This window comes from Halobacteriovorax sp. RT-2-4 (genome assembly GCF_047085445.1).
GTDB lineage: Bacteria > Bdellovibrionota > Bacteriovoracia > Bacteriovoracales > Bacteriovoracaceae > Halobacteriovorax_A.
The window spans coordinates 893,592-919,763 of record NZ_JBKIXY010000001.1 but is presented as its reverse complement, the minus strand read 5'-3'; the positions used below and the strand labels follow the sequence as shown (position 1 = coordinate 919,763).

Below are 26,172 nucleotides of genomic sequence, written 5' to 3'. Positions count from 1 at the left end.
CCGTAACTGTCTCTTATTTTTTATTCTTCGTGTGTGTTTCTATATTGATTTAAAAGTTCATTGAAGCGCTCTTGTCTTTCTAAGATCACTGCTTCAATTTTCTTGTGCTCCTTCATGTTGTCCTCTAGTAAACGAAAAACAACTTTATTTTCTTCAGGGCCATACTCTTCAATCTCCACGACTTCACTCGAAAGCTTTATGACATTGCTAAGTTTCGTAATATCGCTTAGCTGACCTTTTGGGACCTGCGAGCTTTGAATGATGTAGAGATTAATTTTGTGCCCACTAGCACATGTTTTCTTTGGAATAATTGCACAAATACTACTAGGTGATTCCAACATCAGTATTTGGTTTTTTTCTGTATCGTAGACGTTTGTATTACTTGTAATATTCTCAAACGCTAATATAAATTTATTGCTTTTTTCTGAAGCAATTTTAATAGCTTGTTTATCCATCACTAAAGATTAGCTTAAGCTTGGAATCGGTGCAAAGGTGACCATTTTACCCACTTATTTAGTTGAGATTAGTGCTATTTATCGACAAATTAAAGAGGCATTCCGTTTTTTTTATTGACGTAGTTTAGGCCAGGTACTTAAAATTACATTATTACAAATTTTTCATTAAAAACACTAAACACGAGGTTTAAAATGGCAAAGAAAAAAGCTACGAAAAAAGCAGCTCCAAAGAAGGCAGCAGCAAAGAAAGCAGCTCCAAAAAAAGCAGCTAAGAAAACAGCTAAGAAAGCATCTAAAAGAGAAATGCTACTAGTTGGTTCAAAAACTAAAGAAGCACTTAAGGGTAAAGGATACAACGTATCTTCAGACGCTCTTGAAGCAATGAACGAGTACGTATACTGGCTAGTTGATCAAGCTCAAAAGAGATGTACAGCTAACGGTAGAAAGACAATTCGTCCATACGATATCCTAGGATAATCGACACGAATCAATTTCGTTAGAAATAAAAAGGCCACTCTTAGAGTGGCTTTTTTATTCTATGATTGGTTCGCATTCACTTTCATCAAATGTATTTTCGTGCTTTTCTATAATACTTATGTCTGGTAGTTCATTTCTTGAGAGAATGTATTGTTTCCCTGTTCTCATACCTTTAAATTTGATCGTATTATTTTGTTTTTCTTCTTCACCATAGAATACTACACATTTAACACCTTTTTTATTGGCGAAGTTTAATTGTTTTTTTAGCTTTGCAGTAGTCGGGTAAATTTCTACGCGATTTCCTTTATCCCTAAGCTCTTTAGCTAGCTTTAGATACTCTAGGGTATAATTGCTATCAATATTTGTAATTAAATAGTCAATATTCGATACTGAATCATCAAATAATCCGCGATCAAGCATCACATCATAAATTCTTTCTGCTCCAAATGAGATACCAACACCTGAGAGTTTCTCTTTTTGACCAAACATACTTGTTAAGTCATCGTAGCGTCCACCGCCTCCGATGCTTCCCATTGAACCATCAACTAGCTTAACTTCGAAGATACAGCCAGTGTAGTAATCAAGTCCTCTGGCCAGAGTAGGGTCAAATACTAGGTTTTCAATACCAAGCTCTCTTACGTTTGAAAGAACAAATTCTAGCTCTTCTAGGCCAAGCTTACCAATTTCATCAGCACCAAGGAACTCTCTAATTGTTGAAAGCTTCTTATCTGAGTCACCTTCAAGTGTTAGTAGAGTAGAGAGGCGACTTACTTGATCTTCATTGAATCCGCGGCCAAGTAGTTCTTCACCAACTTTTTCAGCACCAATTTTATCGAGCTTATCAATGGCAACTGTCATATCAGTTAGTTTGTCACTAACTCCAAGAACACTTGCGATACCCTGAAGAATCTTTCTGTTATTGATAACGATTTCAACACCGTCGATTTTTAGATCTTTAAATACATCGTGATAAACCTCAACTAGAGAAACTTCACTTAGTAGTGATTCTGTTCCGATGATATCTCCATCACATTGATAGAACTCTCTATAGCGACCTTTTTGAGGGCGATCAGCTCGCCATACAGGCTGAATTTGGTAGCGTTTAAATGGCAGGGCCAGCTCATTAAGATTTGCACATACATAACGAGCAAATGGAATTGTTAGGTCGTAGCGAAGGCCACGATCACACATTTTGCTCGAAACAGCTGATAGATTCTTTTCTTCTAAATCTTCTGGTTTTACTTTCTTTAAAAAGTCTCCTGAGTTCAGAACACGAAAAAGAAGTTTATCTCCTTCCTCTCCATATTTTCCCGTAAGTACGTTCAGGTTTTCAACGGCCGGCGTTTCAAGTGGCATAAAACCGTGAGATTGGAACCTCTTTTTAATTGTTTCAAAAATATGATTTCTTCTTGATGACTCAATTGGACCAAAATCTCTTGTACCTTTTGCATTTTGCGGCTTAATAATCGCCATTAAATTACCCCTTCGAAATAAATATATTTGTTTATACCCTGATTTTTAGTACTTTTAAAGCAATAGGCGTTTAAAAAACGTGACTTCTTTGCCATAATTTTCTTATGAGACAACACACAAAGCTATTACTATTTTTCTTTATTCTATTTATTTATTCATGTGCTGGAATTAAGCCATTACCTAAGCTTGGAACTTATGAAGTTGAGCAGCGTGTGGCCTATCCTGGTAAGGTCAATAAAATCGTCTTGCAATTGCCAAGTATTGGCGAAAAATTTCGCGTTCTATGTGGCGAAGAGACACTTGGCCACAATGTGAAAGGGAATACGCTTGAAACAGTCTGGGCACCGCAGTATTGGTATTTTGAAACAAAAGACGGTGAAGAGACAAACGCACCAACTTCGGTTCACTGTTACCTAAAGTCTGAAGTATACGGACAAGAGGTTCAATATCATATTGCAACTTTTGAAGTTAAGCCATTTGAGTATAAGAAGTCTTATATTAAGGTTTCTAAAAAACACGTGGATTTAGCTCCTGAGGATGTTAAGCGTTGGCAGGAAGAGGTGAAGTTACAAAAAGAAGCCTATGCAACTGCTGAACTTGAAAAGTCATTAACTGATAAAGAATTTATTAAGCCACTAAACTCAAAAATTACTGCCTATTATGGAAACCGTCGTGTCTTTAATGATAAGAAAAATAGCTGGCACTCGGGAACAGATATGCGTGCCAGAAGGCCAACTCCTGTAAAAGCTTCGAATGATGGTAAAGTTATTCTTGTTAAAGATCTCTTTTTTAATGGAAATGCCATCTTTATTGACCACGGTGCAGGTGTCATCACGATGTATTGCCACTTGTCAAAATTCAAAGTTAAGCAAGGTGAAACAGTTAAGCGTGGTCAAGTCATCGCTTTAAGTGGTAATACTGGTCGTTCTAGTGCTCCACACTTACACTGGGGTGTTCGTGTGCAAGGCAAGTGGATTGATGGACTACAGTTCATTAAAGAGAAAGGGCGAGAGCAAAAGGCCCAAAAATATGTTACGCCAAAAGTTGAAGGGAAGAATTAATGACTCCAATAATTATTGTCATCGTTTTACAAGTTGTAATCTTAGCTTTCTTATTTCTAATTTTTAAGAAAGAACACACGGTTAATTTTGATGAAGTGACAAATCTTATTCGCTCTCAAAAAGACGATATGACAGAGACGCTTTTTAGAAATAATAATCAGCTTGCGGAGAATTTTTCAAATCTTAGAGAGATCGTTGTAGAGCGCTTAATGGAGACAAAGGGCGCACTTAATAAAGACATGTTTAGTTTTAAGGATCAGCTAACTCAAGATCTTGAAAAGAAATTTGATAAGACTAATCATGCTATTCAAGAAAAGCTTGAAAAGATTAATAATAAGGTTCAAGAAAACTTAAATGAAGGTTTCAAAAAAACTAACGAAACTTTTACTGGAATCATTGCTCGTCTTGCTAAAATTGATGAGGCCCAAAAGAAAATTGAATCTCTTTCAACGAATGTTGTAAGTCTACAAGAGGTATTAACAGATAAGAAGTCACGTGGGATTTTTGGTGAGGTTCAATTAACTTCTCTTCTTAAGTCTGTCTTTGGAGAAGGTGATAAGTACTACAAGCTTCAGTTTAAGCTATCTAATGACAAGCTTGTGGATGCCATGCTTGATCTTCCTGAGCCAATTGGAAGACTTTGTGTGGACTCGAAATTTCCGTTAGAGAATTTTAAGAGAATGTTTGAGGGATCGGTTGAGGAAAAGACTGTTGCTCGTCGTGAATTTGTGAAGAACGTTAAAAAGCATATTGATGATATTTCTTCTAAGTATATTATTAAGGGAGAAACTTCTGAGCAGGCCGTTCTATTTCTTCCTGCTGAAGCAATCTTTGCAGAGATCCATGCTTATCACGAAGATATTATTGCTTACTCACAAAAGAAGAATGTTTGGATCGCTTCACCGACAACTTTTATGGCCACTTTAACAACAGTTCAATCAGTTCTGATGAATATGGAGCGATCTAAGTATATGTCGATTCTTCACGAAGAGATTAATAAGCTAGGAGTTGATTTTGGCCTCTATGAGAAGAGATGGGGCGATCTAACTAAGCACTTAGCGACGGTTACTAAAGATGTAAATAATATTAATATAACAACTGGAAAGATTTCTAAGAGATTTCAGAGGATTATGGAAGTTGAAATCGATAAGGGGCAAACCCCAGAAGTCGAATTTTCTAGTCAGGAAAGCCTAAATGACCTATAATGGTCATTAGATTTCAAAGAAATTTAATTAAAAGGAATAATATATGAGTTTAGAAGTATTCGTAGCACTATGTTTAGTTGGTTTCTGGGCCCTTCTTCCAGCGTCTCTTGCAATTGCATGTAAAGATTTTGATGATGCGATGATGGATGATCACCACTAAGAAATAATCAATTTGATTTTTATTTAAAAAATATGAACAGGGACTAGATTAGTCCCTGATTTTTTGCCTGTTCAACAGTTAGCGTCTTTAGCTGTACCGCATGTAAGTCTTCACTTAACTTTTGCTTTAAAATATCCATGACCATTCTGTGCTGAGCTAAAAGCATTTTACCTTTAAATTCATCACTCACGATTGTGATACCAAGATGATCGCCTCCACCAGTTAGGTCGTAGATCATTACTTGTGAATCTTTGATATTTTCTTCGATGATTGTTTTTACTTGTTCAAATAACATAAATAACTCGCTTTATTATTTTGCGTTTTCTTATAGTACAACTTTAGAAGCTGCATAGAAGCTTGTGATAAAAGTTAAAATTCTAAACGCTAGAGTAGTAATACCTAGGTAACGGTGCTTTTTAATAAAGCTAGAATTACCTTTTAGAATCATACGGCCAGAGATAACCATTGCGATGTAAAGAAGTACGCTTGAAACCGCAAAGAATAGGTGAATCTTTAGAGCTGTTTGCGATTGGAATACTTCCATTGCTTTATCAATTGCACTGCGGCTTAATTCAATTTGTAGAATTAAAATAACATCCCAAATCATCGCTCCAGACATTATCTTAACGTGCTTCTGGCGTTTTTTGCTCTGGGTTACTCCATAAATCATTAAAGATAGGATCAAAAATGATTGAATTTGAAAAAATGTCGCTGAAGACATGGCGCACCCTTACGTAATGAAATTATTAATAATATGTAGCCTAGAATAAGGCATAAAAAGGTGATTATCAATACGATTTAACAATGTTAAGTTAAATAAAGGCGAAGGCCTATGGGAGCAGTAAAGAAGCATGGATACGATGAATACAGAAAATAACACACTAGGCAAATGGGCACTTCTTGATATCGAGACAACAGGTGCAGATTGTAGTGTTGATGAAATAATTGATGTTGGTTTTCTTCAGTTTGAAGGAACTAAACTTGTTCATAAATATGAATCACTATGTCGTCCTAGTTTTGAAATTTCGAAGTTCATTCAAAAACTCACAGGTATTGATAACAAAATGCTAAAGCGTGCTCCGCTTCTTGATGATGTTATTGGAGAAGTTCTTGAGTTAGATGGCCACGACATTCTCGCTCATAACGCAGATTTTGAGGCCGGCTTCTTAGACCAGCACTTTGAAACACTCGATTTTAGAGAAGGTCACCGTTGGCAAGACTCTCTTTATTTTCTTTCACTCCTTTTCCCTCATATGTCTTCACTTAAACTTGAAAACTTTATTGTTGGTTTTGGATTAGCTGAAAAAGAATTACACCGAGGGTTTCAGGATTCAGTTGATCTTTTAAAAGTTGTAATTGTCGCAACACTTATGACAAAGAAAGATGCCGGTAAATATAACTTCATGATGTCAATAATGCATAAGTACTCACTTCATGATTATTGGTTCTTTAGGTTTCTATGTCTTTATGAAGAAGAGCTATTTGAAATCTCTGAGCAGATAGATTTTGATCCAGCAGCTCATATTGAGATGGCCCTAGAGTGGGCATATCCTAAAACACTTGAAGATAAGCAGGTGTATGAGCAAAATTTCGATATAACTTTTAACGGGCAAAACGTAAAAAATATCTTTAGCAATGAAGAGAAGGTTTCGACATTATTCAATGGCTATCGCTATCGTAAGTCACAAGAGGATCTGGCCCTTAAAGTTGGCCAATCTTTTAAGAATCATATTCACGCCATGGTGCAAGCGCCAACTGGAACGGGGAAAACTCTTGGCTACTTAGTTCCAAGTGCTTTATTTGCTTTAAGTGAACAAAAGCAAGTTCTTGTTGCTACAGGGACAAAGACTCTTCAGGCCCAGGCCATGAATAAAGATGTTCCGGCACTTCATAAACTTTTAGGAGTTTCACCAAAAGATCTGAAGATTCGCCAGCTCATTGGTTCAAGTAACCACTTTTGCGAACTTCTATTTACTCAAAGACAAAATGAGGAAGACCTTTTTTCTCAAAGTAATGACATAAAAGATAAGTTTGCAGATATCTATTTTGAATCTCTTTTCTATCACAATTCAAATAGTGCGCTTGAACATATGATCTCTAAAGATGATCTCCCATTTGTTCTTCGTATGAAGCTTGAAAACTTTACGCAAGCTCAAAAAGACTTGGCCGTAGATTACCGCGCTTGCTCAAGTAAGCAGTGCCCATTCTACGCCAACTGTACTTATATTCGAGGTTTAAAAGACGCTAAGGAAGCTGATATTATTATCGGAAACCACGCTTTGATGTTTTCTTGGACAAAGTCTTTTCCTAGACCTGCTTACGTGGTTGTGGACGAGGCCCATAAAATTGAAGGTGAGGCGACAAAGGCTTTTTCTGCAGAAGTGGCACAAAGTGATCTTGAAAGTCTTCACAAACAATTTCAAAACCTACAAGGTTTAGGTTCTCTTTTCTACTTAATCAATACAATGATTGAAGAAAATCAAGAGGAAGAGATTTCGTCTCTTCGAATGTTATCAATTGATACGGCCTCTATGCTTAGAGATCACTTATTTGAGCTTCCAGAAAAGTTTGAGATGATCTTTAAAAAGATGCCTCGCTATACAGATAAATTTTGGAATGAGCTTCCAATGATTATGCCAACAGAAAAAGAAGGACTTCGCTTAAGTGTCTTCCACCATCTGGAGAGTATTTTCTATCTTCTAAAATCAGTTTATGAAAGATTATATCCGTATACAATTCGTTGGCAGGCAAGTGATATGCAAGGCCAAGGTGAAATTACTGCTTGGACTCGTTTTGAAGCATTTGTCGGTCAGCTTGAAGATGTGATGAATGCTCTAGCTGTCTTATTAAAGATTGAAAGCTCATCGCAGCCTCATTCTTTATCAATGAAGTATCATGAACAACAAGGCTTCTTACTAACTGCAGGCCCAATCAACACTGGGCGTATCTTACATGACCAGCTTCTGCAGACCTCATCATCTGTTGTCTATACTTCTGCAACTCTTGGTAATGAGCATGGAGATCAGGGAAGTCGTGGCATGGAATGGTCGACGGGCTACCTCTATAGTGAGCCTGAAAGACGCTTTAGAACAGGGCTCTATCTACCTTCAGTATATGATTATAAGAATCGTACAAAAGTTTTCTTGTGTGACGATACACCATCGCTTTACGACAAAGATTTTGTAAAGACTATTTGTGATCGTCTAACACCATTCATTGAGGATATTGATGGTAGAACCCTTTTACTATTCTCTGCACGCGCTCGTTTTGAAAAGGCCGTGGAATATATGCTGGATAAATTTGAGGGCAAGCTACCTGTTTTCGTTCAAGGAATGGGTGCCAATGTTGTGGAAGAATTCAAAGAAAGTGGTAATGGTATTCTCATCGGAATGGAGTCGTTTGGAGAGGGGATTGATGTTCCAGGTGATGCTCTGAGATTTGTTTTCATTGATAAAATCCCTGATCTTTCAATGGAGCAAGTTATTCGTCTTCGTCGTGAGTACTATGAAACTAATATCGGTAATGAATTTGAAGATTACTATCTTGCACACAGAACAAGAAACCTTCATCAAAAGCTTGGAAGACTTTTAAGAACTGAGTCGGATGCAGGAGCGGTTGTTGTTATTGATTCTCGTATTAAGAAGTGGAAGAATTCGACTATGTCCAAGCTAACAAAGCAAATGGAGCCATATCAAATTCATCGCACAAATTTTAAGGATGCTCTTGAAGCTTCTAAAGATTTTGTTAATACCCTTGATTAGGACTTAGAAACGGTAGCCAAATTCTAAAAGATACATGTAACGATCGCCAAAGCTAAGTTCTGTGGTTAATCCGAATTCACGATTGATTTCGTAATTGAGGCCCGCAAGTCCGTGCCATCCATATGAAGAAAGGCTTACGTTGAGGACAATATCTTGGCGTGAGCCAGTGATTTTAATATCACTATCAATATACATAGCGCCCGTAAAAATTTGAAGTTTGCCAGCGTTGTATCCACCTCGGAAAGCAATACTATAAAGACTCACATCTAATTCATCTTCAATGATAACGTCAGTTAAGTTAACATTAGTCATTGCAAACCAATTATTGTAACCAGCGACAAGAACTCCTCCAAGGTTTGCAACTGTCCCAGTCGCTTTAAATGGAATTTTATGTTGTTGGGCACCAACGATTGGCAATTGAGTTTTAAACTCAAGTTGTACATCAGAATGAATCTGACCAATCCCAAGATATAAGTTAAAGAATGGTAAAAGCCAGAAGTCTGTACGAATCATATTTATTTTTGTTTCAGTATCGACTTTTACATCTCCTGTTACAGGGAGTGCATCAAATAAATTTTCACCATTTAGAGTTGCTTTTTTTACACCAAATTTTTCATCGTGCTCAATTCTTGAAATATTGATTCCATAAGCTCGAGGAAGTGTGTAGCCCATCTTCTTTGCTTCTTCTCCCCAGATTGGAAAATAGCGAGGTTTTTCTTCACTTACTTTATTAACTGGCATTTCTTGGGCCAAACTCATTAAAGAGCTTAGGAGAATTATTAGAGAGATGATTAGCTTCATTAATTTGTTCTCCTTATATATTTGTTAATATCTTCGAACTCTTTTGGAGCGACTGTTTTTGCATAATCGATTTCTTCTTGTGTTAAAGGAATATAGCCTCTGTCGTAGTTCCAACCGTAGCCCCAACGATAAGAGGTCTGGTATTGAGGGCCTCCTCCAATACGCACTCCAAGGTACATGACTATCGACATCCAATCAGTAAACTCTTCTTTTACACATGCCTTTAGTTGTTGATCTGCATTAAATCGCTGCGCTTCCGTTCCACCAAGCCAATAGTGTTGATCGTGAACAAAGCAACATTTCAGCCATGCATTTGGTTTTGAAATTGTTCCGTCTGGCCACTTTGAGCAACCATCAGACATGAATGGTGATAATTGTTTTGAAATATGTGTATTATTTTTCTTTTTAATTTCACTTCTGCTGGCCGGAAGTTTTGCGCATGAAGTTGCCAACAAGAGTAAAGCGAGAATAGGTGAAAGTAGATTATTCTTCATAGATCTATATTATATACGTTTTTTGAAGTTAATTATTCTTAAGGTAATTGTCGTCAAATTCTTTATCGTATTGAGCAATCTTTCTAAGGTCTTTAATCGTTAGCTTCTTATTCCAAATATGTTTTGGAACATGATTAAATTTATCTTCGAATGAAGGATCAATTTCAAGCTTAAGAATTGCAATTTTATCTAAGTTGTAATTTCTAAAAAATTCTTTAATTTCAAGTGTCGCTGGATCTTTTAGCGGAGAAGTCGGAATTTCAAGAGGAGAGAGCCTTAACGATAAGCTATAATCCCTTTTTCTCAGCATGAACTTATCAGGTAATCTAATATCTTGATCCCACCATATTTTGTTCGTCGTCATTAGAAGTCTTTGAGTTTCTTCTTTATCGACAGGCCCTAACTCTTTTAAAGTTTGCTCAAGCCAAGAAGTCATATTCAAATTATACTGAATACTTGAAAAGATGAGCTGTTCGTTGATTAGGGCCGAAGCAAGTTTTGCACCAAGTATATTTGAATAGAGATCTTCTGGTGAGTAAGCTGATTGCTCCTCTGGAAATATTGAGACATTCCTATAACCATGCCACTGGGCAAATTCGTGTGAAACTGCCATCTCGTAAGCAAGTTTGGCCGCTAGTGCAGAGCTTAGGAAGATTCTATCTTTTCCTTCCATTTTACTTGTATCAAAAGCATTGAAAAGAATTGATCGTTTACCAATTTCTCGAGGTAACTCAATTTCAAAATTTGTTCCAAGCCTAGGATAAATTTTATAGAAGAGTGTAAGCGTGACATCTGCAGTATCTCTGATATGTGCAGTATCGATTAAACCACCTCTTCTTGTATAAATTAGGCCATTTACCTCTGGCGTTCTTTTACCGATTGAGGCCATCTCTTCTGCTGAAAATTTTTCTATATTGTATATATGGGTTCCAAGAGAATCGTAATTGACCGTATTTGTCTCTTTAAAAAAGGGGATAGGTATTGATAAGAGGGCCACTGTGAAATTAGTACCAAAAGCACAACAAGGCCTAAAGTTATGAGTGAATTCTACTTTGTCGGAGTGATTAAGTTTTAAATTTAAATTTGAACTTTCACCATTTTCTTTAGACAGGATGCTATTGATAGCTTTCGAGTCAGGCTTAGTGCTTTCTAACCAAATTTTACCTGCGCAAGAAGATGTCAAAACGATTAGAAATAATCCTGTCCACAGCCTTTTCATTCTTAGCCTCGATCGAGGTTGTTAAGATACTTTATCGTTATATTAGTTCCTTGCTTGTCTTTAATAATATAAGGAATTGTTTGGTGTTGGGATAACCAGATGCTTAAGAATTCAGGATCAACTTTCATATCTTTGGCATCATCAGAATCTAATTTCTCAAATAATTTGTACTGAACAGCTGTCACAGTGGCCCCTGCAATTTTAATGGACTCTGAAGTTTGTGCAGCTCTTTCAACAACAATATTGTTATTAATGATTGGGCCTTCGTATTTCCACTGATTATTAGTGGAAAAGAACGAATAGTAATTCTTTCCAACGGAATCAAATTTCTTTGACCAAAGAAAAAGCATACTACAGCAGCTCAGCGGTGTTGTGACATAGAATTTTGGAGAAGTCGTAATAGATTCTAGCTTAACTTCACCATCGCAATCAAATTGGTACTTGAGTTCACTTGTTGAATGATCAAATAAGAAAATCTCTTTTGAGATTTGTTCCCCGAGGCTTTTAATAATTTGAACTTTAACAGGTGTGTACTCTTTATCAACGGTGTAGGCGACATTGATTTTTAAGAGCTCACCAGTCATTACACGCGCCAGCATTTCTCCTTCAAAGTAGATTTGATGGAGTTTTGGTCTGCGGTAAACTTCAAATGTTTCTTCAGCATAGAGACTATCCTTGCGGTAGTAGTTGTATGCACCGCGTAGGATCTTTTCTCCTTTATTGCTGTTTCCAAAATAGCTCATATTAAATATTATATATTAAATTAAAATTTTGTAGAAGAGGTTAGTTTTGCGCACAGGCTTTCGCGTATTTGTTGAACGCTTTATTTATTTATTCAAAACTGTTGCTTTCTGGTTTATTACAATCATGGGGAACCTTGGTGTTATTATCTTCGCCTTCGTCTTTCTACATCTTGAAAAAGGGCATAACCCAAAAGTTATTGAACTTGGGGATGCTGTTTGGTGGGCATTTACGACAATAACAACTGTTGGTTATGGTGATATTACTCCTGTCACATTTGCTGGGCGTATTATTGCTGTCGTTCTTATGATCTTTGGTACAGGGCTATTTGCCACTTATACCGCTATTTTTGCAAATGTCATGCTCGGTCGACAATTTCTTACGATCGGAAGACGTGTACAAGTCTTAAAAAGAAATGTAGAAGGGATGCAATCAAGTCTACATAGAGAAGATTTAATGCTAGAAAGAGAGCTAGCAAAAGTTAATAAAACTTTAACAATATTAAATGATAGAATGACGAGTCTTGAAGAGAGAATTGGAGAAAAGAAATGAGTTATGAATTTTACAAAGTACTTCACGTGTTTATGGTTGTTCTTATGGTTGCTGCATTTGCACCACAATTTGTAAGTACTGAAGCGCAAAACAGAAAGCTTTTTAAAATTACTTCTGGGATTGCAAGTTTCCTACTTTTCGTAGGTGGTATGGGGCTTCTTGCTCGTATCGGTGTTAGCCACGGTGCTGGTTGGCCAGTATGGGTAAAAGTAAAAGTTGGACTATGGGTTGCAGTTTCTGCGCTTGGGCCAATCCTTGCAAAACGTATGAAATCAAACCGTCTAGCAGGTCTTGGTTTAATCCTTGCGTTAATCTTTATTGCAATCTTCTCTGCAGTAACTAAATACTAAAATTTACAAAGTAAAAATTTTGGACCGCAACTGGTTAACATACAAGGGCCTTTGGGCCCTTTCTATCCCTTCCATACTCGCATCAATGCTTGAGCCTCTAAGCTCAATTGTTGATACTGCACTTGTTGGAAATTTTGATACAAAAATGCTGGCCGCGATGGCCATTGGTGTTTCGGTTATTTCATCTATTACCTGGATGTTTAACTTCTTGGTCCATGCACCAATCCAAGCAATCTCTCAAAAACTAGCTAAAGGTGAGTATGAGAATGTAGTCTCGCTTATTAAGGTGACTTTCCTAATCGCTTTTTCGATTGGACTTTTTCTCGTTCTCATTTTTGTTCCCGCACGCCACTATGTTTACGAATTTTTGAGTGTCACGAAGGATCTTTATTCTTTATGTGATGACTATTTTTTAACCAGACTATATGGCCATGTATTTATTCTTTTATTTATGTCGGCCTTATCAGTTCTAAGAGGAATGGCGAAAGTAAATATCGTTTTAGGAATCATTGGGGTAGCAACTTCGATTAATATTGTATTGTCTTACCTAGGTCTCTATCAACTTAATATGGGGCTTTCAAGCGTTGCGGCCGCTACGATTTTTGCTAATGCTGTAGGCTTTCTAATAAGTTTATACTTTATTCTGACTCACGAAAAAATTCGTCATTTGTTTTTAAAACAAAAAATCATGTTAGCGGATGCCTTTCATATTGGAAAAAGTTCTATCAATGTTTTTATGCGCTCGGCTTTTTTAACTCTAAGTTTTTTCTTGGCCACAAAAGTTGCGAGCTCAATCTCTTTAAAGGCTCTCGCTGCTCATCAGGTTATTCTCAACCTATGGTTATTTGCATCTTTCTTTACTGATGGAGTCGCGACTTCTGGAAATATTATAGGTGGGACACTTTTCAAAAATGAAGGCCATGAGCACTTAAAAGATATCTTTCATAAGCTTCTTTTTATGGGGGGGATTATTGGAATTATCTTCTGTTTCATTTTCACTTTTGCCAATGGCCCATTAATTTCACTTTTTACGTACGATGAAAGTATTCATGAAACGATTAAAGGCATTATTTATTTCTTGGCCATTGCTCAAATTCCTGTTTCAATTGCATATGTCTATGATGGGCTAGTCTTTGGAATCAATCGCTTTGATTTCTTAGGTCGTCACATGGTGATAGCCTTCTTTACGTGCTTTGTGCCACTGGCGTATTTGAGCTATCAAAATCAATCCTTCTTGCTTCTTTGGGGGGCAATTTTCTCTGTGGGTATCTACCGATTTATTTCGAATGCATACTTAATCGGAAAGACACTAAAGGTTAAATAAAATGAAAGAAAAAGGTTCTCTTGGTTTTTCCCAGGACTATTGGGATGTAAATTATGAAGAAGCTGATCAAATGGATGGAATAGGCAATGTCGAGCAGCACGTTGGCTATATTAAAAATTTATTTGGATTAGAGTATATTGATATCAATTCTATTATTGATTTAGGCTTTGGCCTTGGTCATTTATTTGAGGCACTTTTAGACGAGTTTAAGCCATATAAGGCCCATGGAATTGAGCCCAGTGAATACGCTTACAAAATTGTAAAAGAGCGTGAAATAAACAAAATTGAATCAACTCAGTTTAAGTTAGAGAGAATGGATATTGTTAGCTGGTGTCGCAAGAATGAGAAGAGTAAGAAATCTTTTGATCTTGGTGTTTGCACAAGTGTATTTCAATATCTCACAGATGAGGAATTAGAGTATTGTCTGCCAATTCTTGCATCCAAGTTAAAGTATTTTTATCTAACAGTTCCAACGGATAAAGAACTCGATCGCCAGATCGAAGATCTTGAGTTTAAAGATGAATATGCCATTCGTCGAAGTCGTACAAAATACCAGAAAATGCTTAGAGAGCATTTTACATTTATTTCTAGTCGACTACTAGAAAGCAAGGTATATTTTGATGAAACAAACACAAATTTTACCGACTTATTATATCGATATTAAATGGAGTTTATTATGAGTAATTCTGGTCTTGATACAAAGACATGTGAAGCAATTGTTAAGGGTGAAGCCAAGGCCCAAACTGCAGCTCAACTTATGAGCGCACGTTACTTTGCTTATACAATCGGCAATATTGATTTCATCGTTGATTCAACTCACCCTGATCACAGAGATGATATGGATGTAAATGAAATCAAGGCGTGGTCATCACAATCTGAGTGGAAGGGTCTTGAGATCGTTGACACTGCAGAAGGAACTGAGAGAGATGACTGGGGAATGGTTGAGTTTAAGGCGACTTTTGGTTTAGGTGGCCAAGACCATGTGCATTATGAGCGTTCTGAATTTGTTAAGGTTGATGGAGACTGGTTCTTCGTTGACGGTGAGCCAATCGTAGCGCAGGTTAAGAGAGATGGTGCTAAAGTTGGACGCAATGACCAATGTCCTTGTGGTTCAGGCAAGAAATTTAAGAAGTGTTGTGGTCGATAATTGTCGACTAAATAGCCTTTGTTTTAACGCGTCATGGTCGCTAAGTGCGGTGGTGTGATTAGTTAAAATTAGGGTTACAACTTTATGTATTTCTGTTAAAAAACTAATAATTTCATAAATATTTTATTGTTAACAAACCAAGATAACGGGATTTGTCGCTATGATTCACATTAAGAGAGGATTGGATCTTCCTATCAGTGGGAAGCCATCACAAAAGATTGAGGTAGGACCTCAAGTGACTAAAGTCGCTCTTACTGGGCCAGACTATGTTGGAATGAAGCCAACTATGCTTGTTCAAGTAGGTGACGAGGTTAAAAAAGGTCAGGCGTTATTTTCTTGTAAGAAAGTTGAAGGTGTTCTTTATACAGCACCTATCAGCGGTAAGGTTATTGAAATTAACCGTGGTGCAAGAAGAGCGTTTGAAACTTTAGTAATTGAAGTTTCAGGTAACGAGCAAGTTACATTTGAAAACTTTAAAGGGACGGGAGTAAAAGATTTAACGAAAGAAGCTGTTCAAGCTCTTTTAGTTGAGTCAGGTCTATGGCCAGCTTTCAGAACAAGGCCATTTTCTAAGGCACCAGCTTTAGGTTCTGAGCCACACTCTATTTTCGTAACTGCAATGGATACTAATCCTCTTGCAGCTGATCCAGCAGTAGTAATTGCTGAAGCAAGCGAAGATTTCACGAATGGTGTTGAGATTATCTCAAAACTAACTGATGGAAGAACTTTTGTTTGTAAAGCAGCTGGAGTTAATATTCCAAAGCCTTCAACGACTAAAGTTGAAGTGAAGGAATTTGCTGGTGTTCACCCAGCAGGTAACGCAGGAACTCACATTCACTTTGTTGATCCTGTAAACGCTAAGAAGATTGTTTGGTCGATTGGTTACCAAGATGTAATCGCAATCGGTAAGCTTTTCACTTCAGGTGAACTTTCAACTGAAAGAATTATCTCAATTGCAGGTCCTGCATCTGTAAACCCAACTCTTGTTAAAACAGTTCCAGGTGCTCATTTAGGTGAAGTTACTTCAGGAAAAGTTGGACAAGGTGAGGTGAGAGTTGTTTCTGGTTCGGTTTTCAACGGTCGCGCAATGGTTGGAAGTTTTTCTTACCTAGGTCGTTTCCACAACCAAATTTCTCTACTTACTGAAGGTCGTGAAAGAGAGTTCTTAGGATGGCACAAGCCAGGTCTTAATAAATTCTCTGTTAAGCGTACTTTCCTACACTGGTTAAAGCCAGGGCAAATTTTCGATTTCACAACTGCTACTCATGGTTCTGATAGAGCAATGGTTCCAGTAGGGTCATATGAAAAGGTAATGCCTCTTGATATGCTACCAACTCAACTTTTAAGAGCACTTGTTACAAAAGACAATGACTACGCTGTAGAGCTTGGTTGTTTAGAGCTAGATGAAGAAGATTTAGCACTATGTACTTTCGTAAGTCCTGGTAAAGTTGATTTTGGTCCAGCTCTAAGAGAAAGTTTAACTACTATTGAGAAAGAAGGATAATTACAATGTTGCGCAAACTTCTAGATTCTCAACATGATAATTTCGCTAAAGGCGGGAAATTCGAAAAGTTTTATGCTGTTTATGAAATGATCGATACTTTCCTTTATACTCCAGGTGGAGTAGCGAAAGGTTCAGTTCATGTTAGAGATGCACTTGACTTAAAAAGATTAATGATCACAGTTGCTATTGCTCTTATTCCAGCAATGTTTATGGCAATGTACAATACTGGTTTCCAGGCTAACTCTGCTCTTGCAGCGGCTGGTATGACTCCTGAAGGTTGGCGTGCTGATATCATCATGGCGCTTGGTGCAGGTTTCTCTCCAGAAAGCTTAGTTGCAAACCTACTTCACGGTTTCTTATACTTCTTCCCAATTTTCCTAGTGACTCAAATCGCTGGTGGTTTCTGGGAAGCACTATTTGCAATCGTTAGAGGTCACGAGATTAACGAAGGTTTCCTTGTAACAGGGATGCTATTTCCATTAACTCTTCCTCCAACAATTCCTCTATGGCAAGTTGCTGTAGGGATCTCTTTCGGTGTTTTAATCGGTAAAGAGGTTTTCGGTGGTACAGGGAAAAACTTCCTTAACCCAGCACTTACTGCTCGTGCATTCCTTTTCTTTGCATATCCTGCACAAATTTCAGGGGACGCAGTATGGACTGCAGTAGATGGTTTCACTGGAGCAACAGCTCTTTCTCAGGCAGCTCTTGGTGGTGTTGGTGCAATCACAACTTCAATGCAAGATGCTTTCTTAGGATTTATGCCAGGTTCAATGGGTGAGACTTCAGCTCTTGCTTGTTTAATCGGAGCAGCAGTTCTAATCATCTCAGGTATCGGTTCTTGGAGAATTATGCTTTCAATGGTTCTTGGAGCAGTTGTTACTTCAGCAATTTTAAATGCTATCGGTTCTGATACAAATATGATGTTCTCAGTAACTCCACTTTGGCACTTAGTGATCGGTGGTTTTGCTTTTGGTACAGTGTTTATGGCAACTGATCCAGTATCAGCTTCTATGACACACAAAGGACACTGGTTCTATGGTGCTCTAATCGGTTTCATGGTTATCCTTGTTCGTGTTATTAACCCAGCTTTCCCAGAAGGTACTATGCTTGCAATCCTTTTCGGAAACTGTTTTGCACCTTTAATTGACTACTTTGTAATTCAAGGAAATATCAAAAAACGTGCAAACGGATACAAAACGGCTTAAGGGGGCAGTGATGAGTAATGATAGTACTGCAAAAACTCTGATCGTAGCAACAATCCTATGTGTTGTTTGTTCAGTTGTCGTATCTTGGTCAGCGGTTTCACTAAAGCCACTTCAAGATGAGAATAAAGTTTTAGACGTTAAGAAAAACCTTCTTATGACTGCAGGTCTTGTAAAGGCGACTGCTACTAAAGAAGAAATTTTAGAAGCTTATAAGCAAATCGAAGAGAAACTAGTTGATCTTAAAACTGGTGACTACGTAACTGATATGGATGTTACTAAATTTGATGCTGTTAAAGCTGCTAAAGATCCAAAAATGAACTACGCAATTCCTGCATCTGAGGACAAAGGAAAAATCAAGTTCCGTGCGAAATACTCTAAAGTATTCTTCGTAAAAGATGGTGAGACAACTAAGTCTGTTGTTTTCCCAATTCACGGTAAAGGTCTTTGGTCAACAATGTACGGTTTCCTAGTTCTTGAGACAGATCTTAATACTGTTAAAGGTATTGGTTTCTACTCTCACGGTGAAACTCCAGGTCTTGGTGGTGAAATTGATAACCCACACTGGAGATCAGTATGGCCAGGAAAGAAAATCTTTGGTGATGCAGGTAAACCTCAAATTCAAGTTATTAAAGGTGAAGCTAATAAAGCAAGCAGCTTTGATATTGATGGACTTTCAGGTGCAACTCTTACAGCTAATGGTGTAACAGGAACTGTTCGCTATTGGATGGGTGACGATGCATTTGGACCATTCATTGACAAATTCACACAAGGTGGGGGTGAATAATGAATTTTAAAGAAACAGTAGTTTCTCCATTATTTGAGAACAACCCAATTGCACTTCAAATCCTAGGTATTTGTTCTGCTCTAGCGGTTACGACAAAAATGGAGTCAGTAGCAGTTATGTGTTTAGCGGTAACAGTTGTTACAGCTTTCTCTAACTTATTCGTATCACTTATTAGAAATCACGTTCCTAGTGCAATTCGTATTATCGTAATGATGACGATTATTGCTTCACTAGTTATCGTGACAGATCAAGTTCTTAAGGCTTACGTTTATGACGTTGCTAAATCGATGTCAGTTTATATTGGTCTAATCATTACAAACTGTATCGTTATGGGACGTGCGGAAGCATATGCGATGAAGAACCCTCCAATCATGTCATTCTTTGATGGTGTTGGTAACGGAATCGGTTATTCAATCGTACTTGTATTTGTTGGATTCTTTAGAGAGCTTCTTGGTTCAGGAAAGCTATTTGGAGTATCTATTTTAGCAACAACTGGAGAAGGTGGTTGGTACCAAACTAATGGTATGGCACTTCTTGCACCATCTGCATTCTTCTTAATTGGTTTTTTCATCTGGGGACTACGTACTTGGAAGAAAGATCAAGTAGAAGAAATGTAAGGGTAGGTGAAATATGTTTGAACATTATTTAAGTTTATTTATTAAAGCAGTATTCATTGAAAACTTAGCCTTAGCATTCTTCCTAGGTATGTGTACATTCCTAGCAGTTTCGAAAAAGGTTAAGACTTCTATTGGTCTTGGTGTAGCGGTTGTTGTTGTACAAACAATTACAATCCCTATTAACAACCTACTTTATAACTACTTACTAAAAGAAAATGCTCTTGAGTGGGCAGGGATCTCTGGTACAGATCTTTCATTCCTAGGTCTAATTTGTTACATCGGTGTTATCGCGGCGATGGTTCAAATCCTAGAAATGTTCCTAGATAAATTTATGCCAGCTCTTTATAACGCTCTTGGGATTTTCCTACCTCTTATTACTGTTAACTGTGCCATCATGGGTGGATCACTATTTATGGTAGAAAGAGATTATACTTTTGGAGAGTCTGTTGTTTTCGGTATCGGTTCTGGTTTCGGTTGGGCCCTAGCGATTGCTGCTCTTGCAGGTATTAGAGAAAAAATGAAGTACAGTGATGTTCCAGATGGACTAAAAGGTCTTGGGATCACTTTTATCACTGTAGGTCTAATGGCACTTGGTTTCCTAAGTTTTTCAGGAATCCAACTTTAGTAACGGTAAGTAATAAAAAGGAAATATTATGAATGCAATTATTCTTGGTGTTTTAATGTTTACCGTTGTGGTTCTTGCTCTTGTTTTAGTAATTCTTTTTGCTAAATCAAAGCTAGTATCAAGTGGTGACGTTAAGCTAACGATCAATGGTGAGAAAGTGGTTCATATCCCAGCTGGTGGTAAACTACTTAACGCTCTTGCCGATCAAAAACTATTCGTATCTTCTGCCTGTGGTGGTGGGGGTACATGTGGTCAGTGTAAAGTTCACGTTCACGCAGGTGGTGGTGAAATTCTTGAAACTGAATTATCACATATCTCAAAGAAAGAAGCTCGTGAAGGCTTAAGACTTGCATGTCAGGTTGGTATCAAAACTGATATGGAAGTTGAAGTTGAAGAGTCTGTCTTTGGTGTTAAGAAATGGGAATGTGAGGTTATCTCAAATGATAACGTTGCGACTTTCATTAAAGAATTTAAGCTTAAGCTTCCAGAAGGTGAGTCTGTACCTTTTAGAGCTGGTGGTTATATTCAAATCGAAAGACCAGCAGGGCTTTCAATTGATTACAAAGACTTCGACGTACAAGAAGAATACCGTGGAGATTGGGATCACTTCAATCTTTGGCAGTATAATTCAACTGTAAACGAAGAAACTATCAGAGCTTACTCGATGGCAAACTACCCGGAAGAAAAGGGAATCATTATGCTTAACGTGCGTATTGCTTCTCCTCCTCCAAGAGCTCCTAAGGGAACTCCTCCAGGGAAAATGTCTTCTTATATCTTTAGCTGTAAGCCAGGTGACAAAGTTACAATCTCTGGTCCATTCGGAGAGTTCTTTGCTCGTGACACTGATAAAGAAATGGTATTCGTTGGTGGTGGAGCTGGTATGGCGCCAATGCGTTCACACATCTTTGACCAACTAAAGAGACTACACTCTAAACGTAAGATGACTTTCTGGTACGGTGCTCGTTCAGTTAGAGAAATGTTCTATGTTGAAGACTTCGACGGTCTACAGGCCGAAAATGATAACTTCACTTGGCACGTTGCTCTTTCAGATGCACTACCGGAAGATAATTGGACAGGTTACACTGGGTTCATTCACCAAGTACTTCACGATGAGTATCTTGCTAAGCACCCAGCTCCAGAAGATTGTGAGTACTACCTATGTGGTCCTCCTATCATGAACAAGTGTGTAATCGATATGCTTCTTGACCTAGGGGTTGAGCGTGACGATATCATGCTTGACGATTTTGGTGGGTAACTAGGATTAAAGTAATAAATTTACATATAGAAGAGGCCAGCTTTATAGCTGGCCTTTTTTATTAGCTAATTTCGAATAAAAGTTAAGCTAAGTTATCCTTTCTTCAATTGTTCATATATTCCACTATGTTAGTTTTGATGTATGGATAATATGACGGCCCTATATATCGTACTCTTATCATTTCTACTTCTGTGCGTTGTCAGTACTTATGTTGTTGCAATGGTGGATAAAGAAAGTGACTACCAGCAATTTAAAATGGCCCTAATTTTTAATTTCTTCCTCTATGCTACACGTTTTTATTGTGCTCAGTGGATGGAACTCGACGTCATATTCTTTGGCTTAAAATTCATTCCACTTTATTTGATATGTAATTTCTTTCTAAATAATCGATTAAGCCAGTATCGAGTTGAGTTGATGAGTCTTTTTGTTTTAAGTGGCATTGCTGGCTTTTTATTGTATTTAGCTGGGGTTGAGTCTGAATATTATTCCCTTACTGTGGCCATCGGAAGTTTCACTCCTGGTATCTATGCATTGGCCTACTTTGGTAAACGAATAAAGTATGTTGTGAATTTTTTCTATTTTACTATTTTTGCTATCGCAGGAATAGTCACATTTTCCTATCCATTTACCTTTGAAATAAAGGGCTCTGGGACTTGGGGCTGGAGTGCGGGCGTCATCACTTATATTGCAATCATGTTAGGGCTTCTGGTTAAGATCTTAGAAAAGAAAGTTGATGGTGATTATAAATTACAAGAAGAGTTAAAGCTTATTAATGCAGTTTATAAGGCCGTTATTCATGATACTTCAAATGACTTAAATTTTCTGTCTTTAAGTCTTTCAAGGGCGTTAAAAGATGAGAACTTGACCTATGTAAAGTTAGCCTATGATCGTTTAAGTGAGCTCATCAAATTTAAAGCAGAGATTCGTAAGCAATTTAATAAAGATAATCTTTCATATGATGTGGAGCTTTCGTCAATAGTAAAGTCTGTTGTCTCTCACTACCAAGACGACTTTAACAAGAAGCGAGTTCAGTTGGTTGTCACTTATCCCCATCAAAATATCGAAGCTTCGCTACCCATTAGTAAGGAGAGTTTAGTTAACTCGATTTTAGGTAATCTTGTTTCTAATGCCTTGAAGTTCTCTGAGCCACGTTCAAAAGTCTACCTCTCAATGATTCACGATAAAACTCATGTGTACTTTAGTGTTATTGATTCAGGGGGCGGTATCTCTGACGACATTATTTCATCAGTAACGAATTTCTCAAAAGTGAGATCGAGTAGTGGTACTCGTAACGAACTGGGCAGTGGAATGGGCCTTAGCATACTTTGCTACATCATCAAACGAATTGACGGTGAAATTAGCTTCATGAGTATGAAGAGTGGAACAAAGGTAATTGTAAAGATCCCTTTTGTTAACCAAGTATCAGAACATTTAGATAATAAACGTGATGGCCACGGTAGCAACGTAATATCACACGCTTAAAACTCTTATCTTTTCTTACATAACTAGTCTTATTAAGGCTTATTGGGTCTAATTATGGATATGAAATCGATACTCACTTTATTACTTTCAACTTATGTCTTGGCCTCTTCTCCGGTAGCAATATCTGATTTTTCTAACTCACTAGAAAATGAATTAGGATTGAAGCTTTCACGCTTAGATGATGTTGTAAGAAAGATTAGAGTCAGAAAACCAAATGTTTTTGAGAAATGGTTAATGAATAAAAGTGGTGCAGAGGCCACATATAACGACAAAACGAACACGATTGTTTTACGACAAAAGAATTGGCGTGGAGATCGAATTGTTAGCTCGTCTGATTTTCCAACTGGACAAGAGTATCAGTTCACTATCTTAGCATCGACTATTTTTCATGAGTTAATGCATGCGGACTTTGATGTTTTAATAAAGGGGAGTCGTACACGTTCTGATATTGCACTTAAGAATACCCAGCGTTGGTTCTCTCAAAATATTCCTGGAGTTAATGCTCATATTGCTGCCCATGAATTCTTTGGTTATACCGCTTCGGATCTCATCTTGGGAATTAAGAGTAAGCTTCAAGATATCTATATGGCCCACGGGATTAATAGCTATAAAAATACGTGCTTTGGAAAGAAAGGCCTTAAGAGAATTAAGGATCGCCTTTTTCCTGATGGCGATATTCATTTTAAAGACACGTTAAAAATTTCAAGCTTTGCGAGTGTATTTACGCCCAATACAATCTTTGTAAAGGGCAAAGATTTTAATATCAAAGATAAGAACTTCCCTGACTCTTATCGCAAAGATGTCTATCAACACTTTGTGGACAATTACCATGCTCCTAAAAATTCAAGTGATTTACTTGAGATCGCTACGAGAGAGTATGGTGAATTATTACAAAAATGCTTCGAAGGAATATAATTCTAATCCAATCTAAATAGAAATACTTTCAAATAGTTTAGGTTCTCGGCAACTTCTGCTTCGCTATTAAGAATCTTGGCCAAAGGTTACAATATATATTGTGGTGTAAAGTTAAAGAAATAACTTAAGTTGCCATTTTAATTCTTGTAGTGATAATCAGTATTTATTGTTTTATAAGGTGTAATTGGTTGGAAGTTAGTAATAAGGCATTAGTCGCATATTTTGATGGTGTAAAGTCGATGGGGGATTCCGTTGAAGATTTTATTGCCGAGCTTCCAGTTAAAGACAAAGATCTATTAGATGTAAAGTCGCGTATAAGCTGGCAAGAATTTAAAGATATCACAGTCTTCTTCTCTGAAAAGTACCCGAACTATACTGAAATTATTAGTAATACCGGTGTTTCAAACAGAATCATTAAACCATTTTTTGACATCATTACATATGTAATTAGTTATAGCTTACTCTATGAGTTCTTTTTAAAGCTATCTTTTAAGATGCTTTATACCAATATCAAAATTGATACAAAGAAACTTAGCTCAGATTCTTTTCAAATTATCTTTGAGTTTTCAGATTCATCTCAGATCTTTCATGAATTCATAAATATGTATGTTGAACTTTTCAAAACGATTCCAGTTAATTTCGTTGGGTGTCGTACATATTCAAGAGTGAAGTATCTTGTCGTAGATGACCGAGTTGTATTCTCTGTTAGTAATGCGGCCTTCGCTAAGGTCAGCATTCCGAACTTGCTTTACAATTTCTTCTTCACAAAGAAAAAACTTCACGAAGTTATTCTAAAAAATGTGGAGTATTCGAATCTACTTGAGAAGCAAAATTTAGAGCTTGAAGAGTATCGAAAGAACCTTGAGCTATTAAATACAGAATTGAATTTAAGTAATCGTACCTTACACCATGATGTTGCTAATAAACTTCTTAGTCTTGAAGTAGCTAAGAAAAGAATTGAGAATGGTGATTATGAGCAAGCGGTTAATAAGATTAATCAATTCTCAAACTCAGTTAAGGGAATTATTCAAAACTCAATTGTTACGACACATATTGATGGTGAACTTTTTGAGCTTCAAGAAAATAATTTATATGACCTTTTAATCGAAGCAGTAACAGAGTATGACGACATTGCTATCCAAAAAGGTGTTCGAATTATTCACGACTTTAAAATTGATCAAAACCTAACTTTATATACAAATAAAATCGCACTACAAAATAACCTCATTTCTAATATTATGTATAATGCGATCAAATTCTCACATAAGAATGAAAGTATTGTTTTCTCAGCTTCTGTTTGTGATGAGAACCTTTGTCTAAGAATTGTTGATTTTGGTGTAGGTATTCCAGAAGAAAAACTTAAGCTTATCAAAAGAAATGTTGGTCTAATTGGTTCAACTAAGGGGACTAATGGTGAGAAGGGTTCTGGACATGGAATGAGTATCATTATGGATACTGCCAACGCACTAGGCTTCAAGGTTAATATTTCATCGAGTTTAGGAAATGGAACATCAATTGAGTTAATAAAAAATATTTCTCAAGAAGATACAGATTTTACAAACGTTCTTTTCCTAGACGGTCAAAATACAAAGTCGTAAATCAGTCTCATAAGTATTAATTATTACTATTGTGTGCCAAGTATTTTTGCTGAGCTCAGAAAATGCCCCATTTGTAACTCCCCAGATTCTCCAAAAAAATCATTTTAACTTATACTCTCACGTTAACTGGAGGGTAGAGATGTTTTCAAGAAATATTGGTTTAATTACTCAAGAGGATCAAGATAAATTACAAGGAGCATCAGTTTTAGTTTGTGGAGTTGGTGGCATGGGAGGTGTCGCTAGTGAAGTTCTTGTTCGTATGGGAATAGGAAAAATTAAAATTGCTGACTTTGATCGTTACGAGCCCCATAATTCAAATCGTCAAATACATTGTAATGCAAAGAACTATGATCGCTATAAAGTCGATGTCTTAGAAGAAGAATTCAGAAGTATAAATCCAAATTTAAAAATCAAATCATTTAACGAAGGTGTTACAAAAGATAATATCGAAGATCTTTTAGATGACGTTGATATTGTTATCAATGGAATGGATGAAATGTTTTACTCATTAATTCTAGAAAGAGCAGCGCGCAGAAAAAATATCACAATCGTTGATGCTTGGATCACTCCATTTGCATCAGTCTTTGTAATGACTCCGGATTCTCCCCACTGGGAAGAGTATCTCGATTTATGTACCAAGAATACTGCGGTTGAGGATCTAACGCCTGAACTATGTAACCAGGCAGTTAGAGAAGAGGTTGATTTTACCTTCAGTCATTTTTCTCCATACAAATATATTTCTAAAGATCTCGTTGATAAGATTGTTACTAAGGAAGCAACAAGGCCTAGTTTTACGCCTGTCGTTTGGTTATCTGGAGTTCTCATGGCCAACGAAGCTTATAAAGTTATCTGTGGCCTACCACATACGGATCATTTAGGGGTGTTTTTTGACCAGTATGAATTTCAACTAACGAATGCTGGTTCAAAGAGTAAGAAAGGAAAACAAGTAAAGAAAGCTGCCTAGGGA

General features: G+C 37.1%; 27 protein-coding genes. 19 read left to right on the top strand and 8 right to left on the bottom strand.

The window, feature by feature from the left end; translation table 11 throughout:
- Positions 1–20: 20 nt before the first annotated feature.
- Entirely contained in the window at positions 21–455 is a 435-nt protein-coding gene (locus tag ACMAYL_RS04225) for a hypothetical protein (RefSeq protein ID WP_412469730.1), read from the bottom strand.
- A gap of 192 nt (positions 456–647) precedes the next feature.
- Here ACMAYL_RS04225 and ACMAYL_RS04220 point away from each other — a divergent pair, with 192 nt between their 5' ends.
- The gene (locus ACMAYL_RS04220) at positions 648–932 is read left to right on the top strand and encodes a hypothetical protein (protein ID WP_103216771.1); all 285 of its coding nucleotides are present in this window, start codon (positions 648–650) and stop codon (positions 930–932) included.
- A 54-nt stretch (positions 933–986) separates the two neighbouring features.
- Here ACMAYL_RS04220 and hisS read toward each other — a convergent pair whose 3' ends face one another.
- Entirely contained in the window at positions 987–2,405 is a 1,419-nt protein-coding gene (hisS, locus tag ACMAYL_RS04215) for a histidine--tRNA ligase (protein ID WP_412470779.1), read from the bottom strand.
- 104 nt (positions 2,406–2,509) lie between these two features.
- Here hisS and ACMAYL_RS04210 point away from each other — a divergent pair, with 104 nt between their 5' ends.
- The gene (locus ACMAYL_RS04210) at positions 2,510–3,466 is read left to right on the top strand and encodes a M23 family metallopeptidase (protein WP_412469728.1); all 957 of its coding nucleotides are present in this window, start codon (positions 2,510–2,512) and stop codon (positions 3,464–3,466) included.
- Positions 3,466–4,671 carry a DNA recombination protein RmuC gene (locus ACMAYL_RS04205; RefSeq protein WP_103216774.1) on the top strand — a complete coding sequence of 402 codons (1,206 nt, stop codon included), beginning with the start codon at positions 3,466–3,468 and terminating at the stop codon, positions 4,669–4,671. The genes ACMAYL_RS04210 and ACMAYL_RS04205 overlap by 1 nt, the downstream gene beginning before the upstream one ends.
- Before the next feature lie 203 nt (positions 4,672–4,874).
- Here ACMAYL_RS04205 and ACMAYL_RS04200 read toward each other — a convergent pair whose 3' ends face one another.
- Entirely contained in the window at positions 4,875–5,126 is a 252-nt protein-coding gene (locus ACMAYL_RS04200; protein WP_392991396.1) for a BolA/IbaG family iron-sulfur metabolism protein, read from the bottom strand.
- Between the two features lie 30 nt (positions 5,127–5,156).
- Positions 5,157–5,552 carry a hypothetical protein gene (locus ACMAYL_RS04195; RefSeq protein ID WP_103216776.1) on the bottom strand — a complete coding sequence of 132 codons (396 nt, stop codon included), beginning with the start codon at positions 5,550–5,552 and terminating at the stop codon, positions 5,157–5,159.
- Between the two features lie 130 nt (positions 5,553–5,682).
- Here ACMAYL_RS04195 and ACMAYL_RS04190 point away from each other — a divergent pair, with 130 nt between their 5' ends.
- Complete coding sequence (locus ACMAYL_RS04190) at positions 5,683–8,592, top strand: helicase C-terminal domain-containing protein (protein WP_412470778.1); 2,910 nt, start codon at positions 5,683–5,685, stop codon at positions 8,590–8,592.
- Between the two features lie 3 nt (positions 8,593–8,595).
- Here ACMAYL_RS04190 and ACMAYL_RS04185 read toward each other — a convergent pair whose 3' ends face one another.
- The 4 genes from ACMAYL_RS04185 to ACMAYL_RS04170 are packed head-to-tail and all read right to left on the bottom strand — an operon-like array spanning position 8,596 to position 11,849.
- On the bottom strand, positions 8,596–9,393 hold the full coding sequence (locus ACMAYL_RS04185; RefSeq protein ID WP_103216778.1) for a hypothetical protein: 798 nt from the start codon (positions 9,391–9,393) through the stop codon (positions 8,596–8,598).
- Complete coding sequence (locus ACMAYL_RS04180) at positions 9,393–9,887, bottom strand: hypothetical protein (protein ID WP_412469726.1); 495 nt, start codon at positions 9,885–9,887, stop codon at positions 9,393–9,395. Before ACMAYL_RS04180 ends, ACMAYL_RS04185 begins: the two co-directional genes overlap by 1 nt.
- A 28-nt stretch (positions 9,888–9,915) precedes the next feature.
- Positions 9,916–11,106 carry a DUF4056 domain-containing protein gene (locus tag ACMAYL_RS04175; protein ID WP_412462791.1) on the bottom strand — a complete coding sequence of 397 codons (1,191 nt, stop codon included), beginning with the start codon at positions 11,104–11,106 and terminating at the stop codon, positions 9,916–9,918.
- Positions 11,107–11,108: 2 nt separating this feature from the next.
- Positions 11,109–11,849 (bottom strand): hypothetical protein, encoded by a 741-nt coding sequence (locus ACMAYL_RS04170; protein WP_392991406.1) that lies wholly within the window; start codon positions 11,847–11,849, stop codon positions 11,109–11,111.
- Positions 11,850–11,895: 46 nt separating this feature from the next.
- Between ACMAYL_RS04170 and ACMAYL_RS04165 the strand changes: the two genes are divergently transcribed.
- The 15 genes from ACMAYL_RS04165 to ACMAYL_RS04095 all read left to right on the top strand — a co-directional run bounded on the left by ACMAYL_RS04165 (position 11,896) and on the right by ACMAYL_RS04095 (position 26,169).
- Positions 11,896–12,399: a potassium channel family protein gene (locus ACMAYL_RS04165; protein ID WP_392991408.1), complete on the top strand. Its 504-nt coding sequence runs from the start codon at positions 11,896–11,898 to the stop codon at positions 12,397–12,399.
- On the top strand, positions 12,396–12,749 hold the full coding sequence (locus tag ACMAYL_RS04160; protein ID WP_103216783.1) for a SirB2 family protein: 354 nt from the start codon (positions 12,396–12,398) through the stop codon (positions 12,747–12,749). Before ACMAYL_RS04165 ends, ACMAYL_RS04160 begins: the two co-directional genes overlap by 4 nt.
- Positions 12,750–12,768: 19 nt before the next feature.
- On the top strand, positions 12,769–14,073 hold the full coding sequence (locus tag ACMAYL_RS04155) for an MATE family efflux transporter (RefSeq protein WP_412469725.1): 1,305 nt from the start codon (positions 12,769–12,771) through the stop codon (positions 14,071–14,073).
- Position 14,074: 1 nt separating this feature from the next.
- Entirely contained in the window at positions 14,075–14,737 is a 663-nt protein-coding gene (locus ACMAYL_RS04150; RefSeq protein ID WP_103216785.1) for a class I SAM-dependent methyltransferase, read from the top strand.
- A 12-nt stretch (positions 14,738–14,749) separates the two neighbouring features.
- Positions 14,750–15,220, top strand: a complete 471-nt coding sequence (locus ACMAYL_RS04145) for a YchJ family protein (RefSeq protein ID WP_199177506.1) — start codon at positions 14,750–14,752, stop codon at positions 15,218–15,220.
- 160 nt (positions 15,221–15,380) lie between these two features.
- Positions 15,381–16,724, top strand: coding sequence for a Na(+)-translocating NADH-quinone reductase subunit A (locus ACMAYL_RS04140; RefSeq protein WP_103216787.1), 1,344 nt, complete (start codon positions 15,381–15,383; stop codon positions 16,722–16,724).
- Positions 16,724–17,929 (top strand): NADH:ubiquinone reductase (Na(+)-transporting) subunit B, encoded by a 1,206-nt coding sequence (locus ACMAYL_RS04135; RefSeq protein ID WP_103216788.1) that lies wholly within the window; start codon positions 16,724–16,726, stop codon positions 17,927–17,929. Before ACMAYL_RS04140 ends, ACMAYL_RS04135 begins: the two co-directional genes overlap by 1 nt.
- 10 nt (positions 17,930–17,939) lie before the next feature.
- Positions 17,940–18,713 (top strand): Na(+)-translocating NADH-quinone reductase subunit C, encoded by a 774-nt coding sequence (locus tag ACMAYL_RS04130; protein ID WP_199177507.1) that lies wholly within the window; start codon positions 17,940–17,942, stop codon positions 18,711–18,713.
- Complete coding sequence (locus ACMAYL_RS04125; protein WP_412470777.1) at positions 18,713–19,330, top strand: NADH:ubiquinone reductase (Na(+)-transporting) subunit D; 618 nt, start codon at positions 18,713–18,715, stop codon at positions 19,328–19,330. The genes ACMAYL_RS04130 and ACMAYL_RS04125 overlap by 1 nt, the downstream gene beginning before the upstream one ends.
- Positions 19,331–19,343: 13 nt before the next feature.
- The gene (nqrE, locus tag ACMAYL_RS04120) at positions 19,344–19,955 is read left to right on the top strand and encodes an NADH:ubiquinone reductase (Na(+)-transporting) subunit E (RefSeq protein ID WP_103216791.1); all 612 of its coding nucleotides are present in this window, start codon (positions 19,344–19,346) and stop codon (positions 19,953–19,955) included.
- Between the two features lie 28 nt (positions 19,956–19,983).
- Positions 19,984–21,210, top strand: a complete 1,227-nt coding sequence (nqrF, locus tag ACMAYL_RS04115) for an NADH:ubiquinone reductase (Na(+)-transporting) subunit F (RefSeq protein WP_103216792.1) — start codon at positions 19,984–19,986, stop codon at positions 21,208–21,210.
- Between the two features lie 141 nt (positions 21,211–21,351).
- Positions 21,352–22,692, top strand: a complete 1,341-nt coding sequence (locus ACMAYL_RS04110) for a sensor histidine kinase (protein WP_412470776.1) — start codon at positions 21,352–21,354, stop codon at positions 22,690–22,692.
- A gap of 60 nt (positions 22,693–22,752) precedes the next feature.
- Complete coding sequence (locus ACMAYL_RS04105; protein WP_412470775.1) at positions 22,753–23,607, top strand: hypothetical protein; 855 nt, start codon at positions 22,753–22,755, stop codon at positions 23,605–23,607.
- 188 nt (positions 23,608–23,795) lie between these two features.
- Positions 23,796–25,205 carry an ATP-binding protein gene (locus ACMAYL_RS04100; RefSeq protein WP_103216795.1) on the top strand — a complete coding sequence of 470 codons (1,410 nt, stop codon included), beginning with the start codon at positions 23,796–23,798 and terminating at the stop codon, positions 25,203–25,205.
- Positions 25,206–25,344: 139 nt separating this feature from the next.
- Entirely contained in the window at positions 25,345–26,169 is an 825-nt protein-coding gene (locus ACMAYL_RS04095; protein WP_412470774.1) for a ThiF family adenylyltransferase, read from the top strand.
- The last annotated feature ends 3 nt before the right edge of the window (positions 26,170–26,172 follow it).

What these genes read in the sequence shown, in the direction of transcription:
- hisS (WP_412470779.1), bottom strand. Translation starts at nt 2,405, where the DNA reads ATGGCGATTATTAAGCCGCAAAATGCAAAAGGTACAAGAGATTTTGGT.
- ACMAYL_RS04105 (WP_412470775.1), top strand. Translation starts at nt 22,753, where the DNA reads ATGAAATCGATACTCACTTTATTACTTTCAACTTATGTCTTGGCCTCT.
- ACMAYL_RS04170 (WP_392991406.1), bottom strand. Translation starts at nt 11,849, where the DNA reads ATGAGCTATTTTGGAAACAGCAATAAAGGAGAAAAGATCCTACGCGGT.
- ACMAYL_RS04220 (WP_103216771.1), top strand. Translation starts at nt 648, where the DNA reads ATGGCAAAGAAAAAAGCTACGAAAAAAGCAGCTCCAAAGAAGGCAGCA.
- ACMAYL_RS04210 (WP_412469728.1), top strand. Translation starts at nt 2,510, where the DNA reads ATGAGACAACACACAAAGCTATTACTATTTTTCTTTATTCTATTTATT.
- ACMAYL_RS04150 (WP_103216785.1), top strand. Translation starts at nt 14,075, where the DNA reads ATGAAAGAAAAAGGTTCTCTTGGTTTTTCCCAGGACTATTGGGATGTA.
- ACMAYL_RS04195 (WP_103216776.1), bottom strand. Translation starts at nt 5,552, where the DNA reads ATGTCTTCAGCGACATTTTTTCAAATTCAATCATTTTTGATCCTATCT.
- nqrE (WP_103216791.1), top strand. Translation starts at nt 19,344, where the DNA reads ATGTTTGAACATTATTTAAGTTTATTTATTAAAGCAGTATTCATTGAA.
- ACMAYL_RS04185 (WP_103216778.1), bottom strand. Translation starts at nt 9,393, where the DNA reads ATGAAGCTAATCATCTCTCTAATAATTCTCCTAAGCTCTTTAATGAGT.
- ACMAYL_RS04125 (WP_412470777.1), top strand. Translation starts at nt 18,713, where the DNA reads ATGAATTTTAAAGAAACAGTAGTTTCTCCATTATTTGAGAACAACCCA.
- ACMAYL_RS04140 (WP_103216787.1), top strand. Translation starts at nt 15,381, where the DNA reads ATGATTCACATTAAGAGAGGATTGGATCTTCCTATCAGTGGGAAGCCA.
- ACMAYL_RS04130 (WP_199177507.1), top strand. Translation starts at nt 17,940, where the DNA reads ATGAGTAATGATAGTACTGCAAAAACTCTGATCGTAGCAACAATCCTA.
- ACMAYL_RS04180 (WP_412469726.1), bottom strand. Translation starts at nt 9,887, where the DNA reads ATGAAGAATAATCTACTTTCACCTATTCTCGCTTTACTCTTGTTGGCA.
- ACMAYL_RS04175 (WP_412462791.1), bottom strand. Translation starts at nt 11,106, where the DNA reads ATGAAAAGGCTGTGGACAGGATTATTTCTAATCGTTTTGACATCTTCT.
- ACMAYL_RS04225 (WP_412469730.1), bottom strand. Translation starts at nt 455, where the DNA reads ATGGATAAACAAGCTATTAAAATTGCTTCAGAAAAAAGCAATAAATTT.
- ACMAYL_RS04190 (WP_412470778.1), top strand. Translation starts at nt 5,683, where the DNA reads ATGGATACGATGAATACAGAAAATAACACACTAGGCAAATGGGCACTT.
- ACMAYL_RS04160 (WP_103216783.1), top strand. Translation starts at nt 12,396, where the DNA reads ATGAGTTATGAATTTTACAAAGTACTTCACGTGTTTATGGTTGTTCTT.
- ACMAYL_RS04095 (WP_412470774.1), top strand. Translation starts at nt 25,345, where the DNA reads ATGTTTTCAAGAAATATTGGTTTAATTACTCAAGAGGATCAAGATAAA.
- ACMAYL_RS04200 (WP_392991396.1), bottom strand. Translation starts at nt 5,126, where the DNA reads ATGTTATTTGAACAAGTAAAAACAATCATCGAAGAAAATATCAAAGAT.
- ACMAYL_RS04110 (WP_412470776.1), top strand. Translation starts at nt 21,352, where the DNA reads ATGGATAATATGACGGCCCTATATATCGTACTCTTATCATTTCTACTT.
- nqrF (WP_103216792.1), top strand. Translation starts at nt 19,984, where the DNA reads ATGAATGCAATTATTCTTGGTGTTTTAATGTTTACCGTTGTGGTTCTT.
- ACMAYL_RS04205 (WP_103216774.1), top strand. Translation starts at nt 3,466, where the DNA reads ATGACTCCAATAATTATTGTCATCGTTTTACAAGTTGTAATCTTAGCT.
- ACMAYL_RS04145 (WP_199177506.1), top strand. Translation starts at nt 14,750, where the DNA reads ATGAGTAATTCTGGTCTTGATACAAAGACATGTGAAGCAATTGTTAAG.